This window comes from Streptomyces polyasparticus, assembly GCF_014493765.1.
Taxonomy (GTDB): domain Bacteria; phylum Actinomycetota; class Actinomycetes; order Streptomycetales; family Streptomycetaceae; genus Streptomyces; species Streptomyces polyasparticus.
Window position 1 is genome coordinate 62,116 of record NZ_JACTVJ010000011.1, and the last position, 24,757, is coordinate 86,872.

General features: G+C 70.0%; 21 protein-coding genes and 1 pseudogene. 14 read left to right on the forward strand and 8 right to left on the reverse strand.

Annotated elements, in window-relative coordinates:
- Position 1: 1 nt before the first annotated feature.
- The gene (locus tag H9Y04_RS22365) at positions 2-478 is read right to left on the reverse strand and encodes a hypothetical protein (protein WP_187815768.1); all 477 of its coding nucleotides are present in this window, start codon (positions 476-478) and stop codon (positions 2-4) included.
- 193 nt (positions 479-671) lie between these two features.
- Here H9Y04_RS22365 and H9Y04_RS22370 point away from each other — a divergent pair, with 193 nt between their 5' ends.
- Complete coding sequence (locus tag H9Y04_RS22370; RefSeq protein ID WP_187815769.1) at positions 672-1,256, forward strand: MTB12 C-terminal domain-containing protein; 585 nt, start codon at positions 672-674, stop codon at positions 1,254-1,256.
- 4 nt (positions 1,257-1,260) lie between these two features.
- Complete coding sequence (locus H9Y04_RS22375) at positions 1,261-2,559, forward strand: ABC transporter substrate-binding protein (protein WP_187815770.1); 1,299 nt, start codon at positions 1,261-1,263, stop codon at positions 2,557-2,559.
- 9 nt (positions 2,560-2,568) lie between these two features.
- Here H9Y04_RS22375 and H9Y04_RS22380 read toward each other — a convergent pair whose 3' ends face one another.
- Positions 2,569-3,432, reverse strand: coding sequence for an FkbM family methyltransferase (locus H9Y04_RS22380; protein ID WP_187815771.1), 864 nt, complete (start codon positions 3,430-3,432; stop codon positions 2,569-2,571).
- Between the two features lie 231 nt (positions 3,433-3,663).
- Here H9Y04_RS22380 and H9Y04_RS22385 point away from each other — a divergent pair, with 231 nt between their 5' ends.
- Together H9Y04_RS22385 and H9Y04_RS22390 are read left to right on the forward strand one after the other, a co-directional pair.
- Positions 3,664-4,959 (forward strand): glycosyltransferase family 4 protein, encoded by a 1,296-nt coding sequence (locus H9Y04_RS22385; protein ID WP_187815772.1) that lies wholly within the window; start codon positions 3,664-3,666, stop codon positions 4,957-4,959.
- A complete protein-coding gene (locus tag H9Y04_RS22390; protein WP_187815773.1) occupies positions 4,956-5,789 on the forward strand; it encodes a hypothetical protein in 834 nt (277 codons plus the stop codon). Before H9Y04_RS22385 ends, H9Y04_RS22390 begins: the two co-directional genes overlap by 4 nt.
- Here the strand turns inward: H9Y04_RS22390 and H9Y04_RS22395 are convergent.
- Positions 5,786-6,970 (reverse strand): epoxide hydrolase family protein, encoded by a 1,185-nt coding sequence (locus H9Y04_RS22395; protein ID WP_187815774.1) that lies wholly within the window; start codon positions 6,968-6,970, stop codon positions 5,786-5,788. The genes H9Y04_RS22390 and H9Y04_RS22395 overlap by 4 nt on opposite strands.
- A gap of 99 nt (positions 6,971-7,069) precedes the next feature.
- Here H9Y04_RS22395 and H9Y04_RS22400 point away from each other — a divergent pair, with 99 nt between their 5' ends.
- On the forward strand, positions 7,070-8,113 hold the full coding sequence (locus H9Y04_RS22400) for a helix-turn-helix transcriptional regulator (RefSeq protein WP_187815775.1): 1,044 nt from the start codon (positions 7,070-7,072) through the stop codon (positions 8,111-8,113).
- Here the strand turns inward: H9Y04_RS22400 and ctaD are convergent.
- A pseudogene (ctaD, locus tag H9Y04_RS22405) lies at positions 8,013-9,686 on the reverse strand (aa3-type cytochrome oxidase subunit I); the annotation flags it as partial. The gene H9Y04_RS22400 and the pseudogene ctaD sit on opposite strands and share 101 nt — an antisense overlap.
- Positions 9,687-10,137: 451 nt before the next feature.
- Here ctaD and H9Y04_RS22410 point away from each other — a divergent pair.
- On the forward strand, positions 10,138-10,353 hold the full coding sequence (locus H9Y04_RS22410) for an I78 family peptidase inhibitor (protein ID WP_187815776.1): 216 nt from the start codon (positions 10,138-10,140) through the stop codon (positions 10,351-10,353).
- A 130-nt stretch (positions 10,354-10,483) separates the two neighbouring features.
- Here the strand turns inward: H9Y04_RS22410 and H9Y04_RS22415 are convergent, their stop codons facing one another.
- Both H9Y04_RS22415 and H9Y04_RS22420 read right to left on the reverse strand, forming a co-directional pair.
- On the reverse strand, positions 10,484-11,521 hold the full coding sequence (locus H9Y04_RS22415) for a phosphatase PAP2 family protein (RefSeq protein WP_187815777.1): 1,038 nt from the start codon (positions 11,519-11,521) through the stop codon (positions 10,484-10,486).
- 217 nt (positions 11,522-11,738) lie between these two features.
- Positions 11,739-12,899, reverse strand: coding sequence for a glycosyltransferase family 39 protein (locus H9Y04_RS22420; protein ID WP_187815778.1), 1,161 nt, complete (start codon positions 12,897-12,899; stop codon positions 11,739-11,741).
- A gap of 224 nt (positions 12,900-13,123) precedes the next feature.
- On the opposite strand from H9Y04_RS22420, the gene H9Y04_RS22425 reads away from it, so the two are divergent.
- Both H9Y04_RS22425 and H9Y04_RS22430 read left to right on the forward strand, forming a co-directional pair.
- Positions 13,124-14,776 carry an MFS transporter gene (locus H9Y04_RS22425; protein ID WP_187815779.1) on the forward strand — a complete coding sequence of 551 codons (1,653 nt, stop codon included), beginning with the start codon at positions 13,124-13,126 and terminating at the stop codon, positions 14,774-14,776.
- A 198-nt stretch (positions 14,777-14,974) separates the two neighbouring features.
- On the forward strand, positions 14,975-16,162 hold the full coding sequence (locus tag H9Y04_RS22430) for an acyl-CoA dehydrogenase family protein (protein WP_187815780.1): 1,188 nt from the start codon (positions 14,975-14,977) through the stop codon (positions 16,160-16,162).
- A gap of 69 nt (positions 16,163-16,231) precedes the next feature.
- Here the strand turns inward: H9Y04_RS22430 and H9Y04_RS22435 are convergent, their stop codons facing one another.
- Positions 16,232-16,687 carry a cell division protein SepF gene (locus tag H9Y04_RS22435; RefSeq protein ID WP_187815781.1) on the reverse strand — a complete coding sequence of 152 codons (456 nt, stop codon included), beginning with the start codon at positions 16,685-16,687 and terminating at the stop codon, positions 16,232-16,234.
- Between the two features lie 301 nt (positions 16,688-16,988).
- On the opposite strand from H9Y04_RS22435, the gene H9Y04_RS22440 reads away from it, so the two are divergent.
- The 4 genes from H9Y04_RS22440 to H9Y04_RS22455 all read left to right on the forward strand — a co-directional run bounded on the left by H9Y04_RS22440 (position 16,989) and on the right by H9Y04_RS22455 (position 21,247).
- Positions 16,989-18,275 carry a DUF5685 family protein gene (locus H9Y04_RS22440; protein WP_187816158.1) on the forward strand — a complete coding sequence of 429 codons (1,287 nt, stop codon included), beginning with the start codon at positions 16,989-16,991 and terminating at the stop codon, positions 18,273-18,275.
- Positions 18,276-18,405: 130 nt separating this feature from the next.
- Entirely contained in the window at positions 18,406-19,206 is an 801-nt protein-coding gene (locus H9Y04_RS22445) for a DUF1684 domain-containing protein (protein WP_187815782.1), read from the forward strand.
- A gap of 237 nt (positions 19,207-19,443) precedes the next feature.
- On the forward strand, positions 19,444-20,343 hold the full coding sequence (locus tag H9Y04_RS22450; protein ID WP_187815783.1) for a S1 family peptidase: 900 nt from the start codon (positions 19,444-19,446) through the stop codon (positions 20,341-20,343).
- A gap of 142 nt (positions 20,344-20,485) precedes the next feature.
- Positions 20,486-21,247 (forward strand): hypothetical protein, encoded by a 762-nt coding sequence (locus H9Y04_RS22455; RefSeq protein WP_236071248.1) that lies wholly within the window; start codon positions 20,486-20,488, stop codon positions 21,245-21,247.
- Here the strand turns inward: H9Y04_RS22455 and H9Y04_RS22460 are convergent.
- Positions 21,244-22,122 (reverse strand): alpha/beta fold hydrolase, encoded by an 879-nt coding sequence (locus tag H9Y04_RS22460; protein ID WP_187815784.1) that lies wholly within the window; start codon positions 22,120-22,122, stop codon positions 21,244-21,246. The two genes, H9Y04_RS22455 and H9Y04_RS22460, sit on opposite strands and share 4 nt — an antisense overlap.
- 88 nt (positions 22,123-22,210) lie before the next feature.
- On the opposite strand from H9Y04_RS22460, the gene H9Y04_RS22465 reads away from it, so the two are divergent.
- Together H9Y04_RS22465 and H9Y04_RS22470 are read left to right on the forward strand one after the other, a co-directional pair.
- Positions 22,211-23,173, forward strand: coding sequence for a slipin family protein (locus H9Y04_RS22465; RefSeq protein WP_236071288.1), 963 nt, complete (start codon positions 22,211-22,213; stop codon positions 23,171-23,173).
- Positions 23,174-23,564: 391 nt separating this feature from the next.
- A complete protein-coding gene (locus H9Y04_RS22470) occupies positions 23,565-24,647 on the forward strand; it encodes a S1 family peptidase (protein WP_236071291.1) in 1,083 nt (360 codons plus the stop codon).
- Positions 24,648-24,757 lie beyond the last annotated feature (110 nt).

Genomic DNA, 24,757 nt, shown 5'->3' on the forward strand with positions numbered 1-24,757 from the left:
CTCAGGACTCCGGACCGGCCTCGGCGCCATCGGAGTCCGGTTCGCAGATCGGACACGGGTCGAGCTCTCCGTCGGCCAGCGCGTGCGCGTCGGCCGGTACGGCCTGGGGTTTGCCCGCGACGAGCGGGCAGTCGGCGCGGTGGAAGAGCGTGCCCCCGGGCACGAGCAGCAGCTCGCCGCTGGTCGCCGGCGGCCGGCGCAGATCCGGTGGCGCCTCTTCCTGGACGAGCAGCGTGTACAGCTCGTTCATCTGCCCCGAGGCCGCAAGGCGCGCGGCATGCGCCATGAGGATCGCGCCGGCGACGATGAGCGCCGCGCCCGGCAGGGTGCAGGAGGCCAGATAGGGAACCTGGCGTTCCACGAACCGCTCGCCCGAGATCCCGTACCAGCCGATCACACAGAGCACGGCGCCGAGCGCCGCGGCGGCGAGGCCCGCCCACAGCAAGGGGTGCACTGTCCGCAGTCGAGCAGTCCGCATCCGGGCCCCCTCGGGATCCGATTCACGTGTGGGTGCGTCCCTGTCGGCAGGAGAGTCGACAGGAAGACGTGTCGATTGAGGCGTGTCTGTCGATCGCTCTGTTCTTGTCAGCCGATCGCTTGCACTATGCCTTCTTGAAGCTGACCCTGAAAGCACCGGGCTGTGCCCGGTCCGACACCCGGTGGTGAGCCAGATGGTCCTCGGGAGCAGCCCCCCTACGCGTACCAGGAGGCGTTGGTCCGCGCTCGTCGCGGCAACGGTCCTGGTCATCGGCCCGGCCCTCACGGCCTGCGGTGACGACGGAGGAGGGGGCACCGACGATCCGCCGCCCACCCCCTCCAAGGACAAGACGACCAGCGCACCCGCGGATCCCACGAGCGCGTCTCCGTCCGAGGAGGCACCCGGCGGCGGTCAGCCGGAGGATCCCGCGGCGGCCGAGAAGGAGATCAAGACCAACTTCGCGAAGTTCTTCGACCCCAAGGTCTCGATGGCCGAGAAGGAGAAGGTCCTGGAGAACGGCACCAAGATGCGGCCCGTCCTGCAGGCCTTCAGCGGGGACGAACGCGGTCAGCAGACCACGGCCGAGGTCAAGAAGGTGACCTTCACCTCGCCGACCGCCGCCAACGTCGCCTACGACCTCTCGCTCAACGGCGCGGTCGTCCTCCCGGGCGCCGCGGGAGCGGTGGTGGAGCAGGACGGCACCTGGAAGGTGTCGGTCAAGACGCTCTGCGGACTGCTCGCGATGAGCGGCAGCACCACACCGCTGCCCGGCTGTTGAGCGGATGAAGGCAAGGCCGTACGGGTATGTGTCCGCGGCGCTGCTCGCCCTGGTCGCCGCCGGCTGCGGCAGCCGGCTGCCGGAGAGCGAGTTCACCGGCCGGCCCACCGGGACCGGGCAGCCCGCGGACACCTCGCCCCTGCGCGTCGGGATCATCGCGAGCGAGACGAGCCCGGTGGGCGGCGAGGCGTTCACCGGGCCGCGGGACGGCGCGAAGGTGTACTTCGACCGTCTGAACGCCGCGGGCGGGATCGGCGGCCGCAAGGTGGAGGTGCACACCTGCGACGACGGCGGCAGCGGCGTCGGCAACAACGAGTGTGTGCACCAGCTCGTCGACGAGCAGCAGGTCGTCGCGCTCGTCGCCACGACCACGCTCGATTACGAGGGCGCCCCGCGGGTGTCCGACGCGGGCGTCCCGGACATCGGCGGGCAGCCGATCGGGCCCGCGTACGACACGTATCCGCATCTGTACTCGATCTACGGCTCGCTCGCGCCGCGCAAGGGCGGCGAGGCGGGCTGGGACGGCAAGCAGTACGGCGGCACCGAGATCTACCGCTACTTCAAGCGTGAACACGGCGCCCGCACCGCCGCCGTGGTCTCGTACAACCAGGCTGCGTCGGCGGGCTATGCCCAGCTGATCACGCGCGGTCTGCAGGCCGAGGGGTACAAGGTCGTCAACGAGCAGGTCGACCTGGCGCTGCCCAACTTCCGTGCCGTCGCGGCCGACTTGAAGGAGCAGGGCGCCGATCTGGTCTTCGACGCGATCGACTCGCACGGCAACGCCCAGCTCTGCAAGGCGATGGACCAGGTCGGCACGAAGGTGACCGCGAAGGTCACCAACGCCCAGAACTGGAACTCGGGCGTGGCCGAGGACTACGCGGACTCCCCGCGCTGCCGCAACGCCCTGTGGGTGACCGGATCGAGCCGCAACTACCAGGACCCCGACAGCGAGGCCGCGAAGGAGTTCCGGGACGCGATGAGGGGAGCGGACCGCCGGCTCTCGCAGTGGCAGCTCGAAGGCTGGGCGGCCGCCATGTGGTTCACGGACGCGGCGACGTCCTGTGCGGAGCAGGAGTCGGGTGTCACGCGGGAGTGCGTGGACGCGTTCATGAAGAGAGGTGAGCCCTACGACGCACGCGGACTGCTCATCCCCGTCGTCTTCGAGCAGCGCCCCGAGCCGCCGAAGACCCGCAGGACCTGTCTGTCGGTGGCGCGCTGGCAGGACGCGAAGGGCTGGGTGACCGAGGGCGGCGACATGAACGAGAACTGCTTCGAGGTGCCGCAACTGCCCTACGAGCAGTAGAACCCAGCCCTACCGCGCCGCCTCCGGCCGCACCATCACACAGTCGAACTCGACCACACGCCCCGTCGCCGGCTCCCGCGTGACCGGATACATCCCGGTGATGCCGAAACCCCGGCTCTCGTACGCGGCGATCGACTCGGCCATGGCGGGGCTGCCCTCGTACAGCCTGAGCGGTGCGATCTCGGACTGCAGTCCCACGAACTCGTCGATGCGCTTGCCGCCGCCCTCGAAGACCTGCAGATCGAACCCCTGCGTATCCATCTTCAGATACGGGCACGGGGCGGCGATCCCGTCGAGCGCCTCGTCGATCACGGCGTCGAGCCGGCGGACCGTGATCTCCTCGGTGCGGCCGTTCTTGAACCGCTTGTAGCGGCCGCGTCCGTAATCGCTCGGCGGCAGCAGCGAGTTCATGGTCTTCCAGTCGATATGGATGGTGCTCGTGCCTTCCTCGCTGCCGAGGGCGTAGTTGTGCACCAGCCAGTCCGGATCGTTCGCGGCCGCCTCGCGCAGCCGCTCGAAGGTGAGCGGGACCGGCTCGAAGGAGACGATCCGTCCCTTGTAGCCGGAGCGGCGCAGCCGCTTCGCGTACTGGCCCGCGTTGGCGCCCACGTCGAAGACGCAGTTCACCTCGTACTTGTCGAGGATCCCGGCCACATGGTGATGGCAGAGGTACTGGGCGGCGGCGAGCTGGAACTCCCGCTCGTCGGCCACATCCTGGCCCGCGCGGACCAGCAGATGGGCCCCGGCGCCGCCGAAGCGCGCGTGCTTCCACCTGCCGCGCCGGGAGACCACCGCGGCTCCCGGCTCCAGATCGAGCACGTGCACACCGAACCGCGGCAGTGTGCGGAGCAGCCGTCGGAAGAGCGTTGCCATGCATCCACCCTGGCAGAGATGCACGTGGCCGAGGAAGGCATGTGCGTGCGGGGAAACCGGGACGAGAGGTGCGGAGCCCGGCCCTACGCGTCACGAAGATCAAACGTTTCGGGAACGAGCGCCTACCGGAACCCAACCAGTACGCACGTTCGGACGTCACATCTGATGTCAGGCGGACATCGGGGAGGGGAAGTCCAGATGTCCGCAGGGAAACGGGGAACTTGGGGACGCATGCGCATCTCATTCCTGATCAACAGCGCCTATGGCATCGGGGGGACGATCAGGACCACTTTCAACCTCGCCGAACAGCTCGCGCAGCAGCACGAGGTCGAGGTGGTCTCGGTCTTCCGCAACCGGGAGCGGCCCTTGCTCGCACCGGACGGGAACGTGCCCGTCCGCTACCTCGTCGACCTGCGCAGACAGGAGTCGACCTTCGAGGGCGACGATCCCGAGAACAAGCTGCCGTCCCGTGTGTTCGCGCGCCACGACGGCGCCTACGACCGCTACAGCCTGCTGACCGACCGGCGGATCGGCGCGTATCTCGCGACCACCGACGCGGATGTGGTCATCGGCACCCGGCCCGGGCTCAACACCCATCTGGTACGGCAGGCACGTCGCGGCCCCGTCCTGCTGGGCCAGGAGCATCTGACCTACTCCACCCACCCGCCCCGCCTCCAGCGCGAGCTGCGGGCCCTGTATCCGCGCCTGGACGCGCTGATCACGGTGACGGAGAAGGACGCCCGCGACTACCGCAGGCTGTGGCTGCCCGGCGTGCGTGTGGAGTCCGTGCCGAACTCGGTGCCGGACGCCGGTCTCGCACCCGCGGACGGCCGGGGCAAGTGGGTGATCGCGGCCGGACGGCTGGCCCGCATGAAGCGCTACGACCTGCTGATACGTGCCTTCGCGCAGGTGGTCGAGGAGCGGCCGGACTGGCGTCTTCGGATCTACGGAGGCGGCGTCGAGCGGCAGAAGCTGCGCGAACTCGTCGAGCGCCTCGGCCTGTACAACCACGTCTTCCTGATGGGCCCGGTCAGCCCGCTCGAACCCGAGTGGGGCAAGGGGGCGATCGCCGCGGTTTCCTCCAGCTTCGAGCCCTTCGGGATGACCATCGTCGAGGCGATGCGCGCGGGTCTGCCGGTGGTCGCCACCGACTGTCCGCACGGCCCCGGCGAGATCATCACGCCTGGCGTGGACGGGCAGCTCGTGCCCAACGGCGACGTCAAGGCCATGGGCGCCGCGCTCCTCGGCCTGATCAACGACGACGAGAAGCGCGCCGCGATGGGCCGTGCGGCACGTGAGCGCGCGCACCGCTACGACCCGGCGACGATCGGCGAACGCTACGACCGGCTCCTGACCGAGCTCGTCGCCCGCCGGGGCCCGCTGCGCTCCGGTGCCCACCGGGCCCGCGGTGCGCTGGTCGGCAGGGCGTACGCGGCCAGGAACGTGGCCGGCACGGTGCGGCAGGGCGTGGGCTATGTGAAGAGGAACGGCGTGCGGGCGGCCGTCATGAAGGCGAGGACCGTATGAGCACAGCGTCACCTGCCCCGTCCGTGCCGAGCGCAGGGCCGCGTGCCTTCTGCGCCGCCGATGCCGACGGGGGCGTCTCCATCGAACTGGCGCTGCCCGAGGCCGCGGACCGCCGGTCCTGCCTTCTGCTGCGCCGCCACGCCAAGCAGGCGCAGGACGAGGTACGGCTGCCGCTCGCGGAGCTGCCCGGCGGCCGCCTCCGGGCGGAGCTGCCGGTCGGCACCGCGCTGCGTGAGGGCCGGTGGGATGTGTATCTGGTGCTCGACGACGAAGAGCCGGTCAGAGTGCTGCCGGGGATGAACGATCTGCGCGCCCTGCTCGACCGTGAGGCGCACAAGGTGGAGGGCAAGCTCCGGGTCCGTATCCCGTATCCCGCGAAGGAGGGCCATCTCGCGGTGCGCGCCTGGCAGCGGGGGCCGCACGCCGAGGCGGGGGAGCTGCACATCGGCGAGGGCCGGCTCACCCTCCAGGGACGGCTGCTCGGCGCCGAGTTCGGCGAGGAGGCGGATCTGCTGGCGGACCTGCGCGGCAGCGCGGAGCCGCCGGTGACCGTCGAAGTGAAGGTCAGCGGCGACGAGTTCACCGCCACCGTTCCGTACCGGAAGCTCGGACCGGGCCTGTGGGACCTGCGTCTGCGGCCCTCGGGTGCGCAGGGGCCGCGCGTGCGGGTCGGGCGGCTGCTCGACGACGTCGCCGACAAGAAGCCGGTGTTCCGCTACCCGTCGTCGCGGGTGACGGGCGAGTACGGCCCGGTCGAGGCCGAGCCGTACTACACCGTCGACAACGATCTGTCGGTCAAGGTGCAGGCCTGCGAGGAGGAGACCGCCTAGCGCACGGTGCGGAAGAACTCCCTTACGTCGCCCAGGAGTTCCTGCGGGGCCTCCAGGGCGGCGAAGTGCCCGCCCGTCTCGTACTCGTTCCAGTGCGTGATGGTGTTCAGGTCCTCGGCCCACCGGCGGATCGCCGCGTCCTCGTAGAAGTTGGCGACCCCGGTGGGCACCGGGGACGGTGCGGACGGGAACCAGTCGAGTACATGGGTGTTCTCGTAGTAGATCCGCGCCGCCGAGCCGCCCGTGCCGGTCAGCCAGTAGAACATCACGTTGGTCAGGAGCGTGTCCCGGTCGACCGCGTCCTCGGGCAGCTCGGCGGAGGGGTGGGTCCACTCCTTGAACTTCTCGACGATCCAGGCGAGTTGCCCGACCGGCGAGTCGCTGAGGCTGTACGCGAGGGTCTGCGGGCGCGTGGACTGCAGCTTGTTGTAGCCGAAGCCCTCGCTCATGAACCAGTTGATCTTCTCGAGCCGCTTGAGCTCCTTCTCGGTCAGCTGGGCCCTGAATTCGTCCGGGACCGGGCCGAGCGGGATGAACCCGACCGAGGCGGCGTTCACATGGATGCCGATCACGGCCTCGGGCTCGATCCGGCCGAGCGTCGGCGAGATGATCGCGCCGAGGTCGCCGCCCTGGGCGCCGTACCGCTCGTATCCGAGCCGCCGCATCAGCTCGTGCCAGGCCCTGGCGACCCGGGTGGCGTTCCAGCCCTTGTCCCGGGTCGGCCCGGAGAAGCCGAAGCCGGGGATCGAGGGGACCACCACATGGAAGGCGTCCGACGGGTCCCCGCCATGGGCGCGCGGGTCGCTGAGCGGGCCGATGAGCTCGAGGAACTCCACGATCGAGCCCGGCCAGCCGTGCGTGAGGATCAGCGGGAGCGCGTCCGGTTCGGGTGAGCGGACGTGCACGAAGTGCACGTTGGCACCGTCGATCTCGGTGGTGAACTGCGGCAGGTCGTTGATCCGGGCCTCGTGCTTGCGCCAGTCGTACCCGGTGCGCCAGTACTCGGCCAGCGACTGTACGTACGTCAGGGAGGCGCCGTACTCCCAGTCGGTGCCGGGGAGTTGGTCCGGCCAGCGGGCCGCCGCGAGCCGGGAGCGCAGATCGTCGAGCTGCGCCTGCGGTATGTCGATCCGGAAAGGCCGGATGGAGCCGCTCTTCGAGGGTGCAGTGTTCTCTGCCATGCCCCACAACGTAGCGGCGCTTGCGGACACCTACAGTCCTCAGGACGAACCCGGACCATGGTCATCGGGGCGCCGTGGGTCAGTGGCAGACTCGGGGCCATGCTCGAGACCTCGGCCCGCCTGTTGAAGCTGCTCTCCCTCCTCCAGGCGCACCGCGAGTGGTCCGGCGCCGACCTCGCGGACCGCCTCGGCGTCACCCCGCGCACGGTGCGCCGCGATGTGGACCGGCTGCGCGAACTCGGCTACCCCGTGAACGCCTCACCCGGCACCGGGGGCGGCTACCAGCTGGGCGTGGGCGCCGAGATGCCCCCGCTCCTGCTCGACGACGAGGAGGCGGTGGCCGTCGCCGTCGGTCTGCGCACCGCGGCAGGACAGGGCATCGAGGGCATCGGCGAGACCTCGGTGCGGGCGCTCGCGAAGCTGGAGCAGGTGCTGCCCAACCGGCTCCGCCGCCGCGTCAGCACCCTCAACGCGTTCACCGTGCCGATGCTGCGCTCGGCCAGGACCTCCGCCGTCGACCCCTCGGTGCTCACCGAACTGGCCGGCGTCTGCCGCGACAGCGAGCGGCTGCGCTTCGAGTACCGCGATCACAGCGGCAGTTCCACCCGCCGTACGGTCGAACCGCACCGCCTCGTGTGCACCGAACGCCGCTGGTACCTGGTCGCGTGGGACGTGGACCGCCAGGACTGGCGCACGTTCCGCGCCGACCGCATCACGCCCAAGCCCCCGCACGGGCCGCGGTTCGCGCCGCGCGAGGCGCCCGCCGAAGACCTTGCCGCGTATGTCTCCAAGGGCGTCTCGACCCGCGCGTACAACGCCCAGGCCACGATCCGCCTGCACACCACGGCCGAGGAGGCGGCGGAGCGCATCTCGCCGTCCACCGGCGTCATCGAGGCCGAGACGGACAGCACCTGCATCCTGCGTACGGGGGCCGGCAGCCTGGACGTGATGGTGATCCATGTGATGCTCATGGGTTACGAGTTCGAGGTGGTGGAACCCGCCGAGCTGACGGAGCACATCAGGCGGAGTCGTGATCGCCTCTCCCGGGCTCTGGAACGGGGTTCGTCGCCCGCTGGAACGCCGCGAACTTCGGATGGTGCAGATCGAACGCCGGGGACTCCGAACGGATCCGGGGCAGCGTGACGAAGTTGTGCCGCGGCGGCGGACACGACGTCGCCCACTCCAGGGAACGCCCGTAGCCCCAGGGGTCGTCGACCTCCACCTCCTTGCCGTACTTGGCGGTCTTCCAGACGTTGTACGCGAACGGCAGCGTGGACAGGCCGAGCAGGAAGGCGCCGATGGTCGAGATGGTGTTGAGCACCGTGAACCCGTCGGCCGCGAGATAGTCCGCGTACCGCCGTGGCATCCCCTCCGCGCCCAGCCAGTGCTGCACCAGGAACGTGGTGTGGAAGCCGACGAAGAGCGTCCAGAACTGGATCTTGCCGAGCCGCTCGTCGAGCATCTTGCCCGTGAACTTCGGCCACCAGAAGAAGAAGCCGCCGAAGGTCGCGAAGACCACCGTGCCGAACACCACGTAGTGGAAGTGCGCGACGACGAAGTACGAGTCGGTGACATGGAAGTCGAGGGGCGGCGACGCGAGGATCACCCCCGTCAGACCGCCGAACAGGAACGACACCAGGAAGCCGATCGCCCACAGCATCGGTGTCTCGAAGCTCAGCGACCCCTTGAGCATCGTGCCGGTCCAGTTGAAGAACTTCACCCCGGTGGGCACCGCGATCAGGAACGACATGAACGAGAAGAACGGAAGCAGCACCGCTCCCGTCGCGAACATGTGGTGCGCCCAGACCACGACCGACAGACCGGTGATCGCCATCGTGGCGCCGACCAGCATCACGTAACCGAAGATCGGTTTGCGGCTGAAGACCGGGAGGATCTCCGTGATGATGCCGAAGAACGGCAGGGCGATGATGTAGACCTCGGGATGCCCGAAGAACCAGAACAGATGCTGCCAGAGCAGCGCACCGCCGAACTCCGCCTCGAACACCATCGACCCGAACCGCCGGTCCGCCTCCAGGACGAGCAGCGCGGCCGCGAGCACGGGGAACGCGAGCAGCACCAGGATCGATGTGAACAGGACGTTCCAGGTGAAGATCGGCATACGGAACATCGTCATGCCGGGCGCCCGCATCCCGATGATCGTCGTCAGGAAGTTCACGGCACCGAGGATCGTGCCGAAGCCGGAGAGCGCGAGGCCCATGATCCACATGTCGGCGCCGATGCCGGGGGAGCGCTCCAGGCTGTTGAGCGGCGCGTAGGCGAACCAGCCGAAGTTGGCCGGTCCCGAGGGCACGAGCAGGGAGCCGAGCACGATCAGGCCGCCGAAGAGGAACAGCCAGTACGAGAGCATGTTGAGCCGCGGGAAGGCCACGTCGGGCGAGCCGATCTGCAGCGGCATGATCTCGTTGGCGAAGCCCGCGAAGGTCGGCGTCGCGAACAGCAGCAGCATGATCGTGCCGTGCATCGTGAAGGCCTGGTTGAACTCGTTGTTGCTCATCAGCTGCAGGCCGGGGCGGGCGAGTTCGGCCCGCATCATCAGGGCCATCAGACCGGCGATCAGGAAGAAGGCGAACGAGGTGATCAGGTAGAGATGCCCGATCTTCTTGTGGTCGGTGGTCGTCAGCCAGTCGACGACGACCCGTCCGGGCCGCCGCACCGGAGCCGCGTCGGCGACCTCCTGCACCGTGTCCGTCCCCATCGCTGCCCCCTCGCGTCGTGACGTTCCGGGCCTCGGGCACTGGCCATGATGCTCGCGTTGCCCCCGACTCCAACAGGGGGCGTACGCACGGGAGTACATGCGCGCGGTGAGTGGAATGTAGAGATCCGGTGTGAATCGGTAGGGGAACCATGAATTCCTTATGGCCCGTCAAGTCCCCGGCGCGGGACCCGGATCGCTATTACGGGACAATCACGGACTGCCGCACTCCCCGGAATTCACCGGAAGGCAAACGACCTTTACGAGTACCCCCGGAGAGAATTCGGAACCCCTCGTTCGTGTGAAGAGCAACCGGATAAACCGGTGTAGTGAAGCTGTGACACAAGCGTGACCGCCGGGGGACAGGTGACGCTTGGTGTGCACATGAAGAGCCGCGCCCCGGACCTTCGGTATCGGCTTCCCACTTGGTCGCGCGGACGCCTACGGTGGCCGTATGGCACCGATACCCACGCCCGGATCAGGACCTCAGGACAGCCTGGAGACCTACGTAGGCCTCGACGCCCAGAGCGCGGAGCAGCGGGCCCGCGAGCGCGGCTGGAGCACGGTCAGAAAGCTCCCGCCGGGCGCCATCATCACCATGGAGTACCTCGAGGGGCGGCTGAACTTCGAGGTCGCGAACGGCGCGGTGACGCGCTGTTGGAAGGGCTGAGGCACCCGCACCCCTCCGCCTCTGCATCTGTCTCCGCACGGCGAAGGCCCCGGCTCGATGAGCCGGGGCCTTCTGCGCGGGGAGGTTGTGCGTACCGGCCCCGCAGTCCGTGGAGTGTGCGGTGAGCGCCTCAGCTCCCCGTGACCGGGCTCGCCGAGGTGGAACGGGCGACCCGCTCCGGGTGCTGCGGCCGCCGGCTGACGACCGGTGCGGCGGGGCTGCGCTCCGACCGTACGGGCGTGGCGGCGGCGCGGTCCTGGCGTGCCGCGTGGGTGCGCAGGCCACGCGTCGGATGCACCGTCGCGGTGATCGGCTCGCGTGCGGCGGCCGGCACCTCGTCGTCGGCGGGCGTGCGCTGCGGGAACATCGCGGGCACCCCGGCGGGCAGTGCACGCGCCGCGGCGCGGCGCTCGCGGAGCCGGTCGCGCAGCGCGAAGATCCAGGCCTCGGCCCGTGCCACCAGGGGCTCGAACCAGGGCAGCGCGAGCAGGATGAGCAGACCGGCGGCCCAGCCCAGCATCACGTCGCTGAGCCAGTGCGTGCCGAGGTACACGGTGCTGAGGCCGACGCCGAGCGCCACGATCGCGGAGATGGCCGACAGATAGCGGCGGGTGCGCTGGCTGGAGGCAAGGTACGCGAGGATGCCCCAGGTCACGACCGCGTTGGCGGTGTGGCCGGAGGGGAATATATCGCCGTTGCCGAAGTGCCACATCTCGTTGGAACCGATGGCGGTGGCGTAGTGCGGCCCGAGCCGGCCCATGCCGATCTTGGCGGCGCCCACGGTGATGTTGAGCAGCAGCAGGGACGTGCCGAGCATCAGGAGCGGACGCAGCGTGTGCTGCCGCCAGGAGCGCCAGCCCAGCCAGGCCAGGACCATCACGGCGGTGGGGCCGCGCTGGCCGAGCACCACGTAGTAGTCGATCCAGGCGTGCAGCCCCGACCACTGCTCGTAGGGCCGGAAGAACATCAGCTGCCAGTCGAGCCTGACGAGCCAGGTGGTGTTGATGACGGCCACGACGATGAGCCCGTAGAACACCAGGGTCGAGCCGAGAAGCACGATCCGGTGCGGACTCATCCGCGGAACATCGAGGTTCTGCGGCCGCTCAGGCTCACGGTCCAGACGGGCGAAGAGCCGGTCCAGACGGGTGAGGTTTTGTTCGGTACGCACTCAATCGACGTTACAGCGAGTGAGCTGGGCGCTAGGCCGAATCAGTGGCTTTGTGATGACGATGTGATGTGGGATTGATCTCAGGAGGACCTTTATTCCCGCGGTCCTTCGAATAGCGCGGGACCTTCGACTCCTATTCCATTGATCATTTCACTGCCGTTTTCCACACCCGGTTCGAATTCGTTCACCGCTAATCAGTACGGATTTTCCCTGCCGATCACGGGGGGCCCGAGCCGTTCAGCCAAAGCGCCCCATACGCCGCAGATGCCGCAGCTGCGACGCTGAGCACCAGCGCCGACCTGGACGTTCGCAGCCGCGCCAGGGCGACGGCGAGCGGCAGCAGGAGCGGGAAGGCCGGCATCAGAAGGCGCGGCTTGGACCCGAAGTAGCCGGAGGCGCAGAGCGCGAGCGCGAGCACGATGCCCGTGTAGACAAGGAGCGGCACCGGCTGCTTCTGCCGTACGCCCGTCACGTAGAGCCAGATCACCGCCGCGACCCCGGCGATCAGACCGAGACCGGCGAGCGCCGACGGGAATGACGTGAACCTTTCGCCGATGAACCGCGCGAAGGCGTACCCGAAGTCGAAGCCGTTGCCCCACTGCTTCTGTACGTCGAGGTAGCCGAAGAGCCCGCCGCCCGTCTTCTGTCCGACCCACAGCACGTACCCGGCCGCACCCAGCGGGGCGAGCACCGCGCCGAGCACCATCCGCCAGGGCGCCCTGCGCTCCCGTACGACGAAGAGGACCGCCGCGACCCACAGTGCCGCCACCACCGCCATGCCCACGGGCCGGGTCAGGCCGGCGAGCGCGGCGAGCAGACCGGCGCTCACCCAGCGCTCGCGCAGGACCGCGTACAGCGACCAGGCGGCCAGCGCCGTGAACAGGGACTCGCTGTACGCCATCGACTGCACGATCCCGACCGGCAGGACGGCCCACAGCGCGACGGCGCAGACCCCGGCCCGCCTCCCGTACAGCCGGTCGGCGATCAGGAAGATCCCCCAGGCCGCCGCGAGCGAGGCCAGCCAGGCGACCACCATCCCGGCGTCCGCGTACGACAGCGGGCTGACCGCCGAGAGCGCGCGCTCCAGCCAGGGCAGCAGCGGGAAGAACGCGAGATTCGAGTGGACCGTGCCGTCGGGCAGCGTGGTCGACCAGCCGTAGCCGTGCTCGGCGACGCGGGTGTACCAGAGCGAGTCCCAGCGGGCGGTGAGCAGGGTGTGCGGGCTCTTGCCCGAGCCCAGGCACCACAGCGCGAGCGCCAGGAGACCGAGTGCGCGCACCCCGGCGTAGACGAGCAGCGCGGGCGCCGCGTGCCGCAGCGCGCGGGCCACGCGTCCGCTGGTGGGGGGCCGCTCAGCACGGCGATCAAGGTCGGTCACGGGCTCGATTATGGGCGCCGCCCCTCGCGCGGCCCGAACCGCATGCACCCTCTGTGCGTGTATAGGGCGAAGAAGGGTGGTGTATGCCACAGGCAGTCGCGTGCACACGTGAGAGATGGACCACGCGCACCACCAGTGAACTGACGTAATCTGACGGCTCACTCGCGAACGCGCCGGTACGGCCCCACACCGACGGCAGCGCACGAGGCCCACTGGAGGTACGGATGAGCGGGACGACCACGGCTGCCGCGCGGCGGTCCTCGGCCGTTGCCCGGCGTCTGTGCCCCGAGGGCGGTGCCAACCGCTGGGTCGTCCTGATCGTCCTGTGTGTCTCCCTGGCGATCGTCGCGATCGACTCGACCGTGCTGCATGTCGCGGTCCCCGCCGTCACCGAGGACCTCAAGCCGGGCGGCATCCAGCTCCTGTGGATCGTGGATGCCTATCCGCTCGTCTGCGCCGCGCTCCTGATCCTGTTCGGCACGCTGGGCGACCGCGTCGGCCGGCGCAAGGTCCTGCTGCTCGGATACGGCCTGTTCGGCGTCGCCTCCGCGATGGCGGCGCTCGCCGACTCGCCCCACCTCCTGATCGCCGCCCGTGCGCTGCTCGGCGTCGGCGGCGCGATGATCATGCCCGCCACCCTCTCGATCGTCCGCCAGGTCTTCCCCGACCGGCGCGAACGGGCCGTCGCCATCGGTGTGTGGACCGCCGTCGCCGCGATCGGCGCCGCCGCGGGACCGCTGCTCGGCGGCTTCCTGCTCGAGCACTTCTGGTGGGGCGCGGTCTTCCTGATCAACATCCCGCTGATGTTCGCCAGCCTCTTCGTCGGCCGCTGGCTGCTGCCCGAATCGACCGGCGACCGCGACGGGCCGTGGGACGTGGTCGGCGCGCTGATGGCGGCCGGCGGACTCTTCGGCGTCGTCATGGGAGTCAAGCGTGCGGGCGGCGGCGAGGGCGTGCTCAGCGCGATGACCCTCGTACCGTTGGTCGTCGGCGCGCTGCTGCTGGTCCTCTTCGTCCGCAGGCAGCGCCGCCGGAAGCATCCGCTCGTCGATCTGTCGATGTTCTCGCGGCCCGCATTCGGCACCTCGGTCAGCTGCATCGTCCTCGCGATGCTCGCGCTTGTCGGCCTGATGCTGATCGCCGCCCAGTACCTGCAGCTTGTCCTCGGCCTCTCGCCGCTGGAGACCGGTCTGCGGATGGTGCCCCTGACGCTCGCCGCGATGGCGGGCGGCCTGGTCGGCTCGCGGCTGCTGCCCCGGGTCGGACCGCGCGCCATGGTCGCCTCCGGCTTCTGTCTGACCGCGGCCGCCGTCCTCGTCCTCACCTTCCTCGGCCACAAGGACCAGCCGGTCCTGATGCTCGTCGGCTTCGTGCTGCTCGGCTTCGGTCTGCAGACCACGCTCTTCGGCAGTTACGAGTCGATGCTCAGCGAGGCGCCGCCGGGGCAGGCGGGCGGCGCGGCCGCCATCGGCGAGACCTCGTACCAGCTCGGCGGCGGCATGGGCATAGCGCTGCTCGGCAGCGTGATGAACGCGGCGTACGCACCCGGCCTCGAGTCCGCGACCGGGGTCCCGTCCTCGGCGCGGGCCGCCGCGGAGAACTCTCTCGGCCAGGCGTACGAGGTGGCGCACTCCCTCGGCGGTTCCGCGGGAGCCTCCCTGCGGGCGGCCGCGCGGGACTCGTTCGTGAACGGACTGCACGTCACGCTGATGGTCAGCGCGGGCCTGCTGCTGCTCGGTGCGGTGGCGGCGCTGCGGTTGCCGCGGGCGATGGCGTGCGGGGAGTCGTGCGACGCGGACGATGCGGTGGTGGCGATTCCGTCGCCGGCAGCCTCGCGTGAGTCCGCTTCCCGGGCGCCTGCTCGGTCGCGGGGCTGAGGAGCGCCTGCGGTGGGCTTTTCTCCCACCCCGCCCCTTCCCGAAACCGGGGCCGCGCCCCGGACCCCCTCATCCGAACTTCGTTCGGATCTGCTCAAACGCCGCAGGGGCTGGATGGCAGGGACCGAGTGCTAACGTCGGCGGCGCACCGTAACTATCAGCGCTAGTTTGACTGCCCGCACCCCCGGGAGGCCGGTCATGTCCGCATCCGCAGCACCCCCGTTCGACCCCCGCGACCCCCTCGGCATCGACGATCTCCTCGACCCCGAGGACCTCGCCATCCGGGACACGGTGCGCACCTGGGCCGCCGACCGCGTACTGCCGTACGTCGCCGACTGGTACGAGAAGGGCGAGCTGCCGGGCATCCATGACCTCGCGCGCGAACTCGGCGGGATCGGCGCGCTCGGGATGTCGCTCACCGGCTACGGCTGCGCGGGCGCGAGCGCCGTCCAGTACGGACTCGCCTGCCTCGAGCTCGAGGCCGCCGACTCCGGGATCCGCTCCCTCGTCTCCGTACAGGGCTCGCTCGCGATGTACGCGATCTGGAAGTACGGCTCCGAGGAGCAGAAGCAGCAGTGGCTGCCGCGGATGGCGGCGGGCGAGGCCATCGGCTGCTTCGGCCTGACCGAACCCGACCACGGCTCCGACCCGGCGGGCATGCGCACGTACGCCAAGAAGGACGGCACCGACTGGGTGCTCACCGGGCGCAAGATGTGGATCACGAACGGCTCGGTCGCGAAGGTCGCCGTCGTCTGGGCGCAGACCGACGACGGGGTGCGCGGCTTCGTCGTCCCCACCGACAGTCCGGGATTCTCCGCCCCCGAGATCAAGCACAAGTGGTCGCTGCGCGCCTCCGTCACCAGCGAGCTGGTGATGGACGAGGTCCGGCTGCCCGCCGACGCCGTACTGCCGGAGGTCACCGGCCTGCGCGGACCGCTGAGCTGCCTCAGCCACGCCCGCTACGGCATCGTCTGGGGTGCGATGGGAGCGGCCCGAGCGAGCTTCGAGTCGGCGCTGGAATACGCCAGGACGCGTGAGCAGTTCGGGAAGCCCATCGGGGGCTTCCAGCTCACCCAGGCCAAGCTCGCGGACATGGCCGTCGAACTGCACAAGGGGATTCTGCTCGCGCACCATCTGGGCCGCCGGATGGACGCCGGGCGGCTGCGGCCCGAGCAGGTCAGCTTCGGCAAGCTCAACAATGTGCGCGAGGCCATCGAGATCTGCCGGACCTCGCGCACCATCCTGGGGGCGAACGGGATTTCGCTGGAGTACCCCGTGATGCGCCATGCGACGAATCTCGAATCGGTGCTCACGTACGAAGGCACCGTGGAGATGCATCAGTTGGTGCTCGGCAAGGCGCTCACCGGGCTCGACGCCTTCCGCTGAGAGCCGGTCCTGGGGCCCGGGCGGCTCCGGAGGGACCGGGTCGGTGGCCGGTTCCTCCGCCGAGCCGCGTCAGCTCTGGTTGAAGAAGCCGTCAGCGGGGCGGGCCGTGGACTCGCCGTTGACGATCTGGGTGTTGGCCGGGGTCAGCAGGAAGACCCGGCCCGCCACACGCTCGATGGAGCCGCGCAGCCCGAAGGTCAGGCCGGCCGCGAAGTCCACCACGCGCTTGGCGTCGGAGGGCTCCATCGACGTGAGGTTCATGATGACGGGCACGCCGTCGCGGAACAGCTCACCGATGCCGCGGGCGTCGCGGAAGCTGTCCGGTGTCACGGTGCCGATGCGCCGGCCCTGCTCCTCGGCGGTCTGCGACGCGACGCGGACCCGTGGGTCGGTGACCCAGGAGTTGTCCGTACGGGACTCCTCGACCGAGTCGGCCGCGTCGTCGTCGTATCCGTCGTAGTAACGCTCGTCATCGTTGTCGTCGACGAGGCCAAGCCAGGCGCTTGCCTTACGTACCGATCCCATGGACGCCTCCTCTCACAGCGGTTCTTCAACTCCGCACGTGCCCCTATGGTCGTCCATGATGCTCAGCGGGCTCCGCGTTGACCCAGCCGTTTTTCGCTGCGTCAGGGGTTTGTGACGGTACTGGTGCAGAACGTACTCCCCATTCCCCAAGGGTCCTGACGGGCACGGCTGCTGACAGTGAGTGAAATAGTATTTGTTGTGGCGTACGGGTGATACCGGCGTGTCGTGGAGAACCTGTGGGCGATTGCCGCTGGTGGGTACGATGCGGCTCACTCCAAGCGACCTCACGGGGGAAGTCGACGTGTTCGGAATCGTGCGGCCCTGCAGCCACCATCTCGGCGAGGGACTCAAGACCCAATGGATGGCGCACCTTTGCGGGCTCTGTCTCGCGCTGCGCAAGGATCACGGCCAGTTCTCGCGGATCGTCACCAACTACGACGGCCTGCTGATCTCGGTTCTGACGGAGGCTCAGGCCGAGCGCAGCACCGACTGGCGCCGTACGGCGGGGCCTTGTGCGCTGCGCGGGATGCGGACCGCGTCCGTCGCGCAGGGCGAGGGCGCGCGGCTCGCCGCGGCCGTCTCGCTGGTGCTCGCGTCCGCCAAGGTGCGTGACCATGTGGCCGACGGCGACGGGCTGCTCGCGCGCGGGCCGGTGGCGGCCGCCGCGCGGCGGGTGGCCAAGGGCTGGGACCGTGCGGGAGCGAAGGCCGGATCGGCCGTCGGTTTCGACACGGCCGTTCTGGTCGACGCCGTGGACCGCCAGCTGGAGATCGAGGCCCTTGCCGGGCCCGGGACGTCGCTGCTCACGGTCACCGAGCCGACCGAGACCGCGACGGCCGCCGCCTTCGCGCACACCGCCTGGCTGGCGGGCCGGCCGTCCAACGCCGGGCCGCTCGCCGAGGCGGGCCGACTCTTCGGGCGGCTCGCGCACCTCCTCGACGCGGTCGAGGACCAGGCGGCCGACGCCGAGGCCGGCGCCTGGAATCCGCTGACGGCGACCGGGACTTCCCTGGCGGAGGCGCGGCGGCTCGCCGATGACGCGCTGCACGGGATCCGGCTCGCTCTGAACGATGTGGAGTTCACCGAGCAGCGGCTCGCGCACATGCTGCTCGCGCATGAGCTGCGGCGCTCGGTGGACCGTGCGTTCGGCTCGACGACCTGCTCTCATCAGCAGCCCGGCGCGGGCGGTCCGCAGGGGTTCGGTCCGCCGCCCTCCGGGTTCGGCGGCCGGCAGCCGTACGACGGCGGCTCCGGGAATCCGTACGGGGGTGGCTCCGGGAATCCGTACGGAGGCGGCGCCGGCGGTCCGTACGGCGGGGGAGCGGGCGGTCCGGTGGGGCCCGGCGGGCCCGGAGGACCGGGTGGCTTCGACAGGTTCGGCGGGGGTCCCGCGCCCGAGCAGCCCAAGGGGCGGCGCGGGTTCTGGGCCGGCTGCGGCATGTTCTTCGTGGTGTGCTGCACCTGCCAGATGTGCTGTGCCGAGTCGTACGAGGGTCCGTGGTCGCGCAAGAAGCGCGAGGGCTGCTGTCACAGCTGTGACTGCAACTGCGGCAACTGCGACTGCTGCTGCCCCTGCGACGGCTGCTGACGCCGGGCGGGCGGCTCGCCGGGCCGCGGGGAATACCGGAACATGATCTTGCGCTCTGGTGGGGTGCTGCCGAGTCCAGCCCCGGTCCCGTAGCCCAGCCCCGTCAGCCCCGCCCGAAAGGCCGATCCGTATGAGCACCGACCTCTCCGCCGTCGACGAGTGGAAGCGCTGGCACGAGCAGCGCGTCGAGACCGTCTCCGGGCCGCACGGCCCGCTCTCCCTGGTCGGCACGCACTGGCTCGCGGACTATCCGGAAGGACAACTTCCGGCCATTCCCGGGCAGTGGACGGAGGACGGCGAGGAGGTCGTGCTGCGGGCCGCGGCCGACGACGGGCTGCTGCTCGACGGGCGGCCGTTCGCGGGCGAGGTGCGTCTGGGCACCGACGGCGGGGCGAGTGCCTCGCGGGTCGTGCTGGGGGAGCGGCGGCTGATGGTCATGCGGCGCGAAGGGGCGTGGGCGGTACGGGACTTCGATCCCGCCTCGCCCGCGCGCCGCGCGTTCCAGGGCATCGAGGCCACGCCCTACGACGCCGACTGGTCCCTGCCCGGCCGCTTCTCCCCGTACGGGAGCGAGAACACGATTCAGGTCGAGAACGCCGACGGGCGGGCCCGCGGTCTGGGGCTCGGCGGTGAACTGGCCTTCCAGGTCGGAGGCGTCGAGCACACGCTGCAGGCCACCGTCGAAGCGGACGGCTCGCTGTGGGCCGTGTTCGCGGATGCGTCGAGTGGGCAGGGCAGTTACCGCTTCCGGTTCCTGCGTACGCCCGCGCCCGGCGCCGACGGGCGGGTGACCGTGGACTTCAACCGTGTGACGCTGCCGCCGTGCGCCTTCGCCGACCACTTCATCTGCCCCTTCCCGCCGCCGGGGAACACCCTCGGCTTTGCGGTCGAGGCGGGCGAACGGAACCTCGACGGCCGGTCATCCGTCTGATCTGTCGACGCCACCCCGGCGGCCTCCGCTCGTACGGCAGGAGCCGCCGGGGCAGAAGTGCGTGCTGTGGCGGACGGCCGAAAGGCGCCCTTGTGCCGTCAACTCGCTAGCCGAATACTCCCGAACAGCGCTTGTCAGGGGCACAACGTATCCGGAATGCGGACGTTCGCCCTGACTGCGCCTCACGGGCCCGACCCCACAACACGGGCCCCCGATTCCCCTCGGGAGGAACGACAAGTGAGGATCAAGCGCACCACCCCCCGCAGCGGTATAGCGAGACGCACCCGCGTGCTCGCCGTCGGCACCGGACTCGTGGCAGCGGCTGCTCTCGCCATGCCCAGTGCGAGCGCCGGCGAGGCCGCGACCTTCAGCGCCGCGCAGCTCACCAAGGCGAGCAACGCGATGCTCGAGGCCGATGTCGCCGGTACCGCATGGAACATCGACGCCAAGACCAACCGCCTGGTCGTGACCGTCGACTCCACCGTCTCGCAGGCGGAGATCAATGAGATCAGGAGCGCCGCGGGTGCCCAGGCCGGCGCCCTGAAGATCGAGCGCACCCCCGGCAAGTTCAGCAAGCTGCTCTCCGGCGGCGACGCGGTCTACGCGTCCAGCTGGCGCTGCTCGGCCGGCTTCAACGTCCGCAGCGGCACCACCTACTACTTCCTGACGGCCGGTCACTGCACCGACGGCGCGAGCAACTGGTACACCAACTCCAGCCGCACCACGCTGATCGGCCCGACCGCGGGCTCCAGCTTCCCGGGCAACGACTACGGGATCGTGCGGTACTCCAACACCTCGCTCTCGCACCCGGGCACCGTCGGCGGCCAGGACATCACCAGTGCCGCGAACGCCACGGTCGGCATGTCCGTCACCCGTCGCGGCTCCACCACCGGCACCCACAGTGGTTCCGTCACCGGTCTGAACGCCACCGTGAACTACGGCGGCGGGGACATCGTCTACGGCATGATCCGCACCAACGTGTGCGCCGAGCCCGGCGACTCCGGCGGCCCGCTCTACTCCGGCACCCGTGCCATCGGTCTCACCTCCGGCGGCTCCGGCAACTGCTCCACCGGCGGTACGACCTTCTTCCAGCCGGTCACCGAGGCCCTGAGCGCGTACGGGGTCAGCGTCTACTAGGCACCTCGCGCGGTTCTACTGCAGCCAGCAGCAGCGGCCCCCGTCCGGATCCCGGGCGGGGGCTCGCCCTTGCGGTCCCCGTGCAGTTGAATCACCCTTCCGGATCATCTTCGGTCGGCAACACGCGGTGGAGGAAAGGGACTTGGACGATCGACAGCGCAGGGTGCGCCGCAGCCCGCTGCTCTTCACCGCGCCTCTTGTGCTGCTCTGTCTGCTGCTCGTGGTGCTCGGCTGGGAGATCGTGCGCGGCAACATCGCACCCGACGCGCGCCGCGACTGGCCCTGGCGGCTGCAGCTGCTCGACATGGAGCCCCTCGGCAGTCTGCTCGCGGTGGCCTCGGGTGCGGTCTTCGCCCGTGCGCAGTACGCGCGGACGGTCAGGCCCGCGCTCGGCTGGCGTGCGGAGTGGACGGCAGGGCTGCTCGTCGAGGGGGAGACCGGCTGGCGGGTGTGCCTGGTGAACGGCGGCCAGGGCACGGCCGTCATCGAGAGTGTCGACTACCGGGTGGTGCGGGCGGGTGCGGACGCGGGGGAGTGGACCGACTTCACCGGCTTGCTCGCCCAACTCTCGGCCGAGGGGCTGGAGTTCGGCACCGACTACGGGCTGCAGATGTTCGGTGCCGGGAGTCCGCTCTCGGGGGTGGGAGAGCACGGGACGGCCAGGGCGGGCGAGTTCTCCAAGCGCTTCGTGACCGAAGTCGACGCGCTGCAGCTGCGGCTGCGTGTCGCGGACACCGTCGGCGACACGTACGAGCGCATCGTGGACTGCCTCAAGGGCGCACGCCAGACCCGGCCCGACGTGGAGCGAGCCCCTGGGGCGGGGCACCGGCCCGGGCCGCCCGGCCCGAGACCCCGGCCTCCTGGCCCGACCACTCGGCCCGGGCCGCCTGGTCCGCGCGCCTAGGGCGTCTCCTTCGGATTGAGCAACCGGTCCAGTACGTCGTCGAAGGCGGTCAGTGCGCCGAAGTGGCCCATCCCCTCGGCGAGCGTCGCTTCCGCGTGCGGGATCCAGTGGGCGAGCCAGTGGAAGTGCCCGACGGGGGAGAACGCGTCCTGCGCTCCGTGCCAGAGCAGCACCCGGCCGGGGATGTCCGCGGGGTCGAAGCCCCAGGGGCGGGCGAGAGCCAGGCAGTCGTCGATCCATCCGTCAGCGGAAGTGCCCAGCGCCGTACGGTAGTTGGTGAGGAGCATCGCGCGCGTCGCCGGCTCGGCGAGCGCCTCGGCATCCGACGGGGAAAGGCCCTGCGAGATCTCCGCGAGGAGCAGGCCGGGATCCTCGCGGATCGAGGCCGCCTGGGGTGCCAGCGAGGCGGTGAGCGCCTCGGTGCCGCGCAGCGCGAGGGTGTACTCGCGCACGTTGTACGGGGTCATCCCGGCGAACCAGTCCAGGCCTTCGCCGTCCCTGGGAGCCGGGGCGACCAGCGCGGCGGTCGCGGTCACCCGGCCGGGCAGTAGCGCCGCGCAGGCCAGTGCGTGGGCGCCGCCGCCGGAGCGGCCGAGCACCGCGAAGCTCCGTATGCCCAAGGCGTCCGCCACCGCGGCGGCGTCCTGCGCGCAGTGCGCCACGTCCCGGCCCTCGGCCCGGTCCGAACCGCCGTACCCCGGACGGTCGTACGCGAAGAAGCGCACCCCGGGCCGGCGGTCCAGCGTCCGCGCGGGCGCGATGCCGAGCCTGCTGCCCGGGGTGCCGTGCAGCAGGAGCACCGCGGTGCCGTCCGGGTCGCCCCACTCCTGCGCCGTCAGTGTCCGGCCGTCCGCGGTTCTCACCGTGCTGCCCATCGCCCGCCTCTCCCCTTCGGCTCCGCTGCGGAGTTACCGTCGAATGAGTCCCAACAAACACGTCCCATACGGGCTTTTGGGGGCCGCGATGGTCGAGGAACTGGTGGCGGCGGGCGCGGCGGTGGCATCCGCCGGTGTGGTCTATGCGATGGCCGCGGCACGAGTCGTCAAACAGTACGAACGGGGTGTGGTGTTCCGGCTCGGCCGCCTCAAGTCCGAGGTGCGGGGTCCCGGGTTCACGATGATCGTGCCGATCGTCGACCGGATGCGGAAGGTCAATCTGCAGATCGTCACGATGCCCGTGCCGGCCCAGGAGGGCATCACACGGGACAACGTCACGGTCCGCGTGGACGCCGTCGTCTACTTCAAGGTGATCGACGCGGCCGACGCCGTGGTGCAGGTCGAGGACTACCGCTTCGCGGTCTCGCAGATGGCGCAGACCTCGCTGAGGTCCATCATCGGCAAGAGCGATCTCGACGATCTGCTCTCCAACCGCGAAAAGCTCAACCAGGGCCTCGAGTTGATGATCGACAGTCCGGCCGTGGGCTGGGGTGTGCAGATCGACCGGGTCGAGATCAAGGACGTATCGCTGCCGGAGACCATGAAACGCTCCATGGCGCGCCAGGCGGAGGCCGACCGTGAGCGGCGTGCGCGGGTGATCAACGCGGACGCGGAGCTGCAGGCGTCGAAGAAGCTGGCCGAGGCCGCGCACCAGATGGCGGAGGAGCCGGCCGCGCTCCAACTGCGGCTCCTGCAGACCGTGGTGGCGGTGGCGGCAGAGAAGAACTCGACGCTGGTGCTGCCCTTCCCTGTGGAGCTGCTGCGGTTCCTCGAGCGGGCGCAGCAGAATCTGCCCGCCGCGCCGGCGCAGACGACCGCGCCGGCACAGGCGCAGACGCCCGTCCGCAAGGAGGCGGAAGCGGCGCAGGGCCAGGCGGCCATCGAGGAGGGGCAGGCCTTGGAGGAGGGGCAGCCGGAGGGGTCGGCGGTGTCCGAGACCCGGCTGTCGGAGGGCGTGGCCGAGCAGGCCGGGGAGAAGCCCTCCGAGTAGCCGGGGAGAAATCTCAGGAGCGGGTGCGGCCGTGAGCAGGCCGGTTCCCGGGTGCCGTACGGGCGAAGTCCTTGCCATGAGGGGCGATTTCAAGACAGGACTAGTCCTTACGCGCTGCTGACGGTGCGCTCGCTCGCGGTGTTTGCAGCGGAAAGCGACATGGGGTGACCCGAGGTGACCCGTGGGAACCAACGCGCCGGGGGCGTAAGCCCGTTGTCGCCCGGGAGTCCTGAAGTCGACCTTGTGTGCTACCCGTCGGTATCGGAATAGTGGTCGCCACAACATGGGCATGGACACGGCTTTTTCCACTGAGCCGAGCCCCGGCCCGTACGCCTTCCGGTCCCGGTGGCCCCCACGCATCGGGACCGACCCCCCACAGGAGGTCGTGAAGTTGAAGCACCGACGCATACCCAAGCGGCGGGCCGCGATAGCAGGCGCGTCAGTCGCCGCGCTTGTGACCGCGGGATTGACGTTCCAGACTGCGAACGCGAGCCAGGAAACCCCCACTCCTGAGCTCAAGACCCTTTCGGCGACGGCGGCCGGAAAGCTCGCCTCCACCCTCGGCGAGGATCTCGGCGCGGACGCCGCCGGCACGTACTACGACGCGGCGAGCAAGACGCTCGTCGTCAACGTTCTCGACGAGGCCGCCGCGGACCTGGTCGAGCAGGCGGGCGGCAAGGCCAGAGTCGTGGAGAACTCGGCTGCCGAGCTGAAGAGCGCCCGCGCGACGCTCACCGACAAGGCCACCATCCCCGGTACGTCCTGGGCCACCGACCCCACCACCAACAAGGTGGTCGTCACCGCCGACCGCACGGTCTCGGGTGCCGAGTGGGACAAGCTCGGCAAGGTCGTCGAGTCGCTCGGCGGCAAGGCGGAACTGCAGCGCACCAAGGGCGAGTTCAAGAAGTTCATCGCCGGCGGGGACGCGATCCTCAGTGGCGGCGGCCGCTGCTCGCTCGGCTTCAATGTCGTCAAGGACGGTGCCCCGCACTTCATCACCGCGGGCCACTGCGGTGACGCCGGCTCCACCTGGGAGGACTCCAGCGGCAACGCGCTCGGTGAGATGGTCGAGTCCTCGTTCCCCGAGAACGACTACGCCCTGGTGAAGTTCGCCGACGGGGTCGACCACCCCAGCGAGGTCAACCTCTACAACGGCAGCGCGCAGCCCATCACCCAGGCCGCCGAGGCCACGGTGGGCATGCAGGTGCAGCGCAGCGGTTCGACGACGCAGGTGCACGACGGCGAGGTCACGGCGCTCGACGCCACGGTGAACTACGGCAACGGCCAGATCGTCAACGGGCTCATCCAGACCACGGTCTGCGCCGAGCCCGGTGACTCGGGCGGCTCGCTGTTCTCCGGTGAGTCGGCGGTCGGTCTCACCTCGGGCGGCAGCGGCGACTGCTCTTCCGGCGGTACGACCTTCTTCCAGCCGGTGACCGAGGCGCTCCAGGTGTTCGGCGCGCAGATCGGCTGAGCCCCTCCCGTACGGCGACAAAGGCCCCGCTTCCCGCTGAGGGAAGCGGGGCTTCCGCGTTTTCCTCGTTCTTCCGGCCAATCCCCGGAAATTCTTGTGAAAGTTTTCAC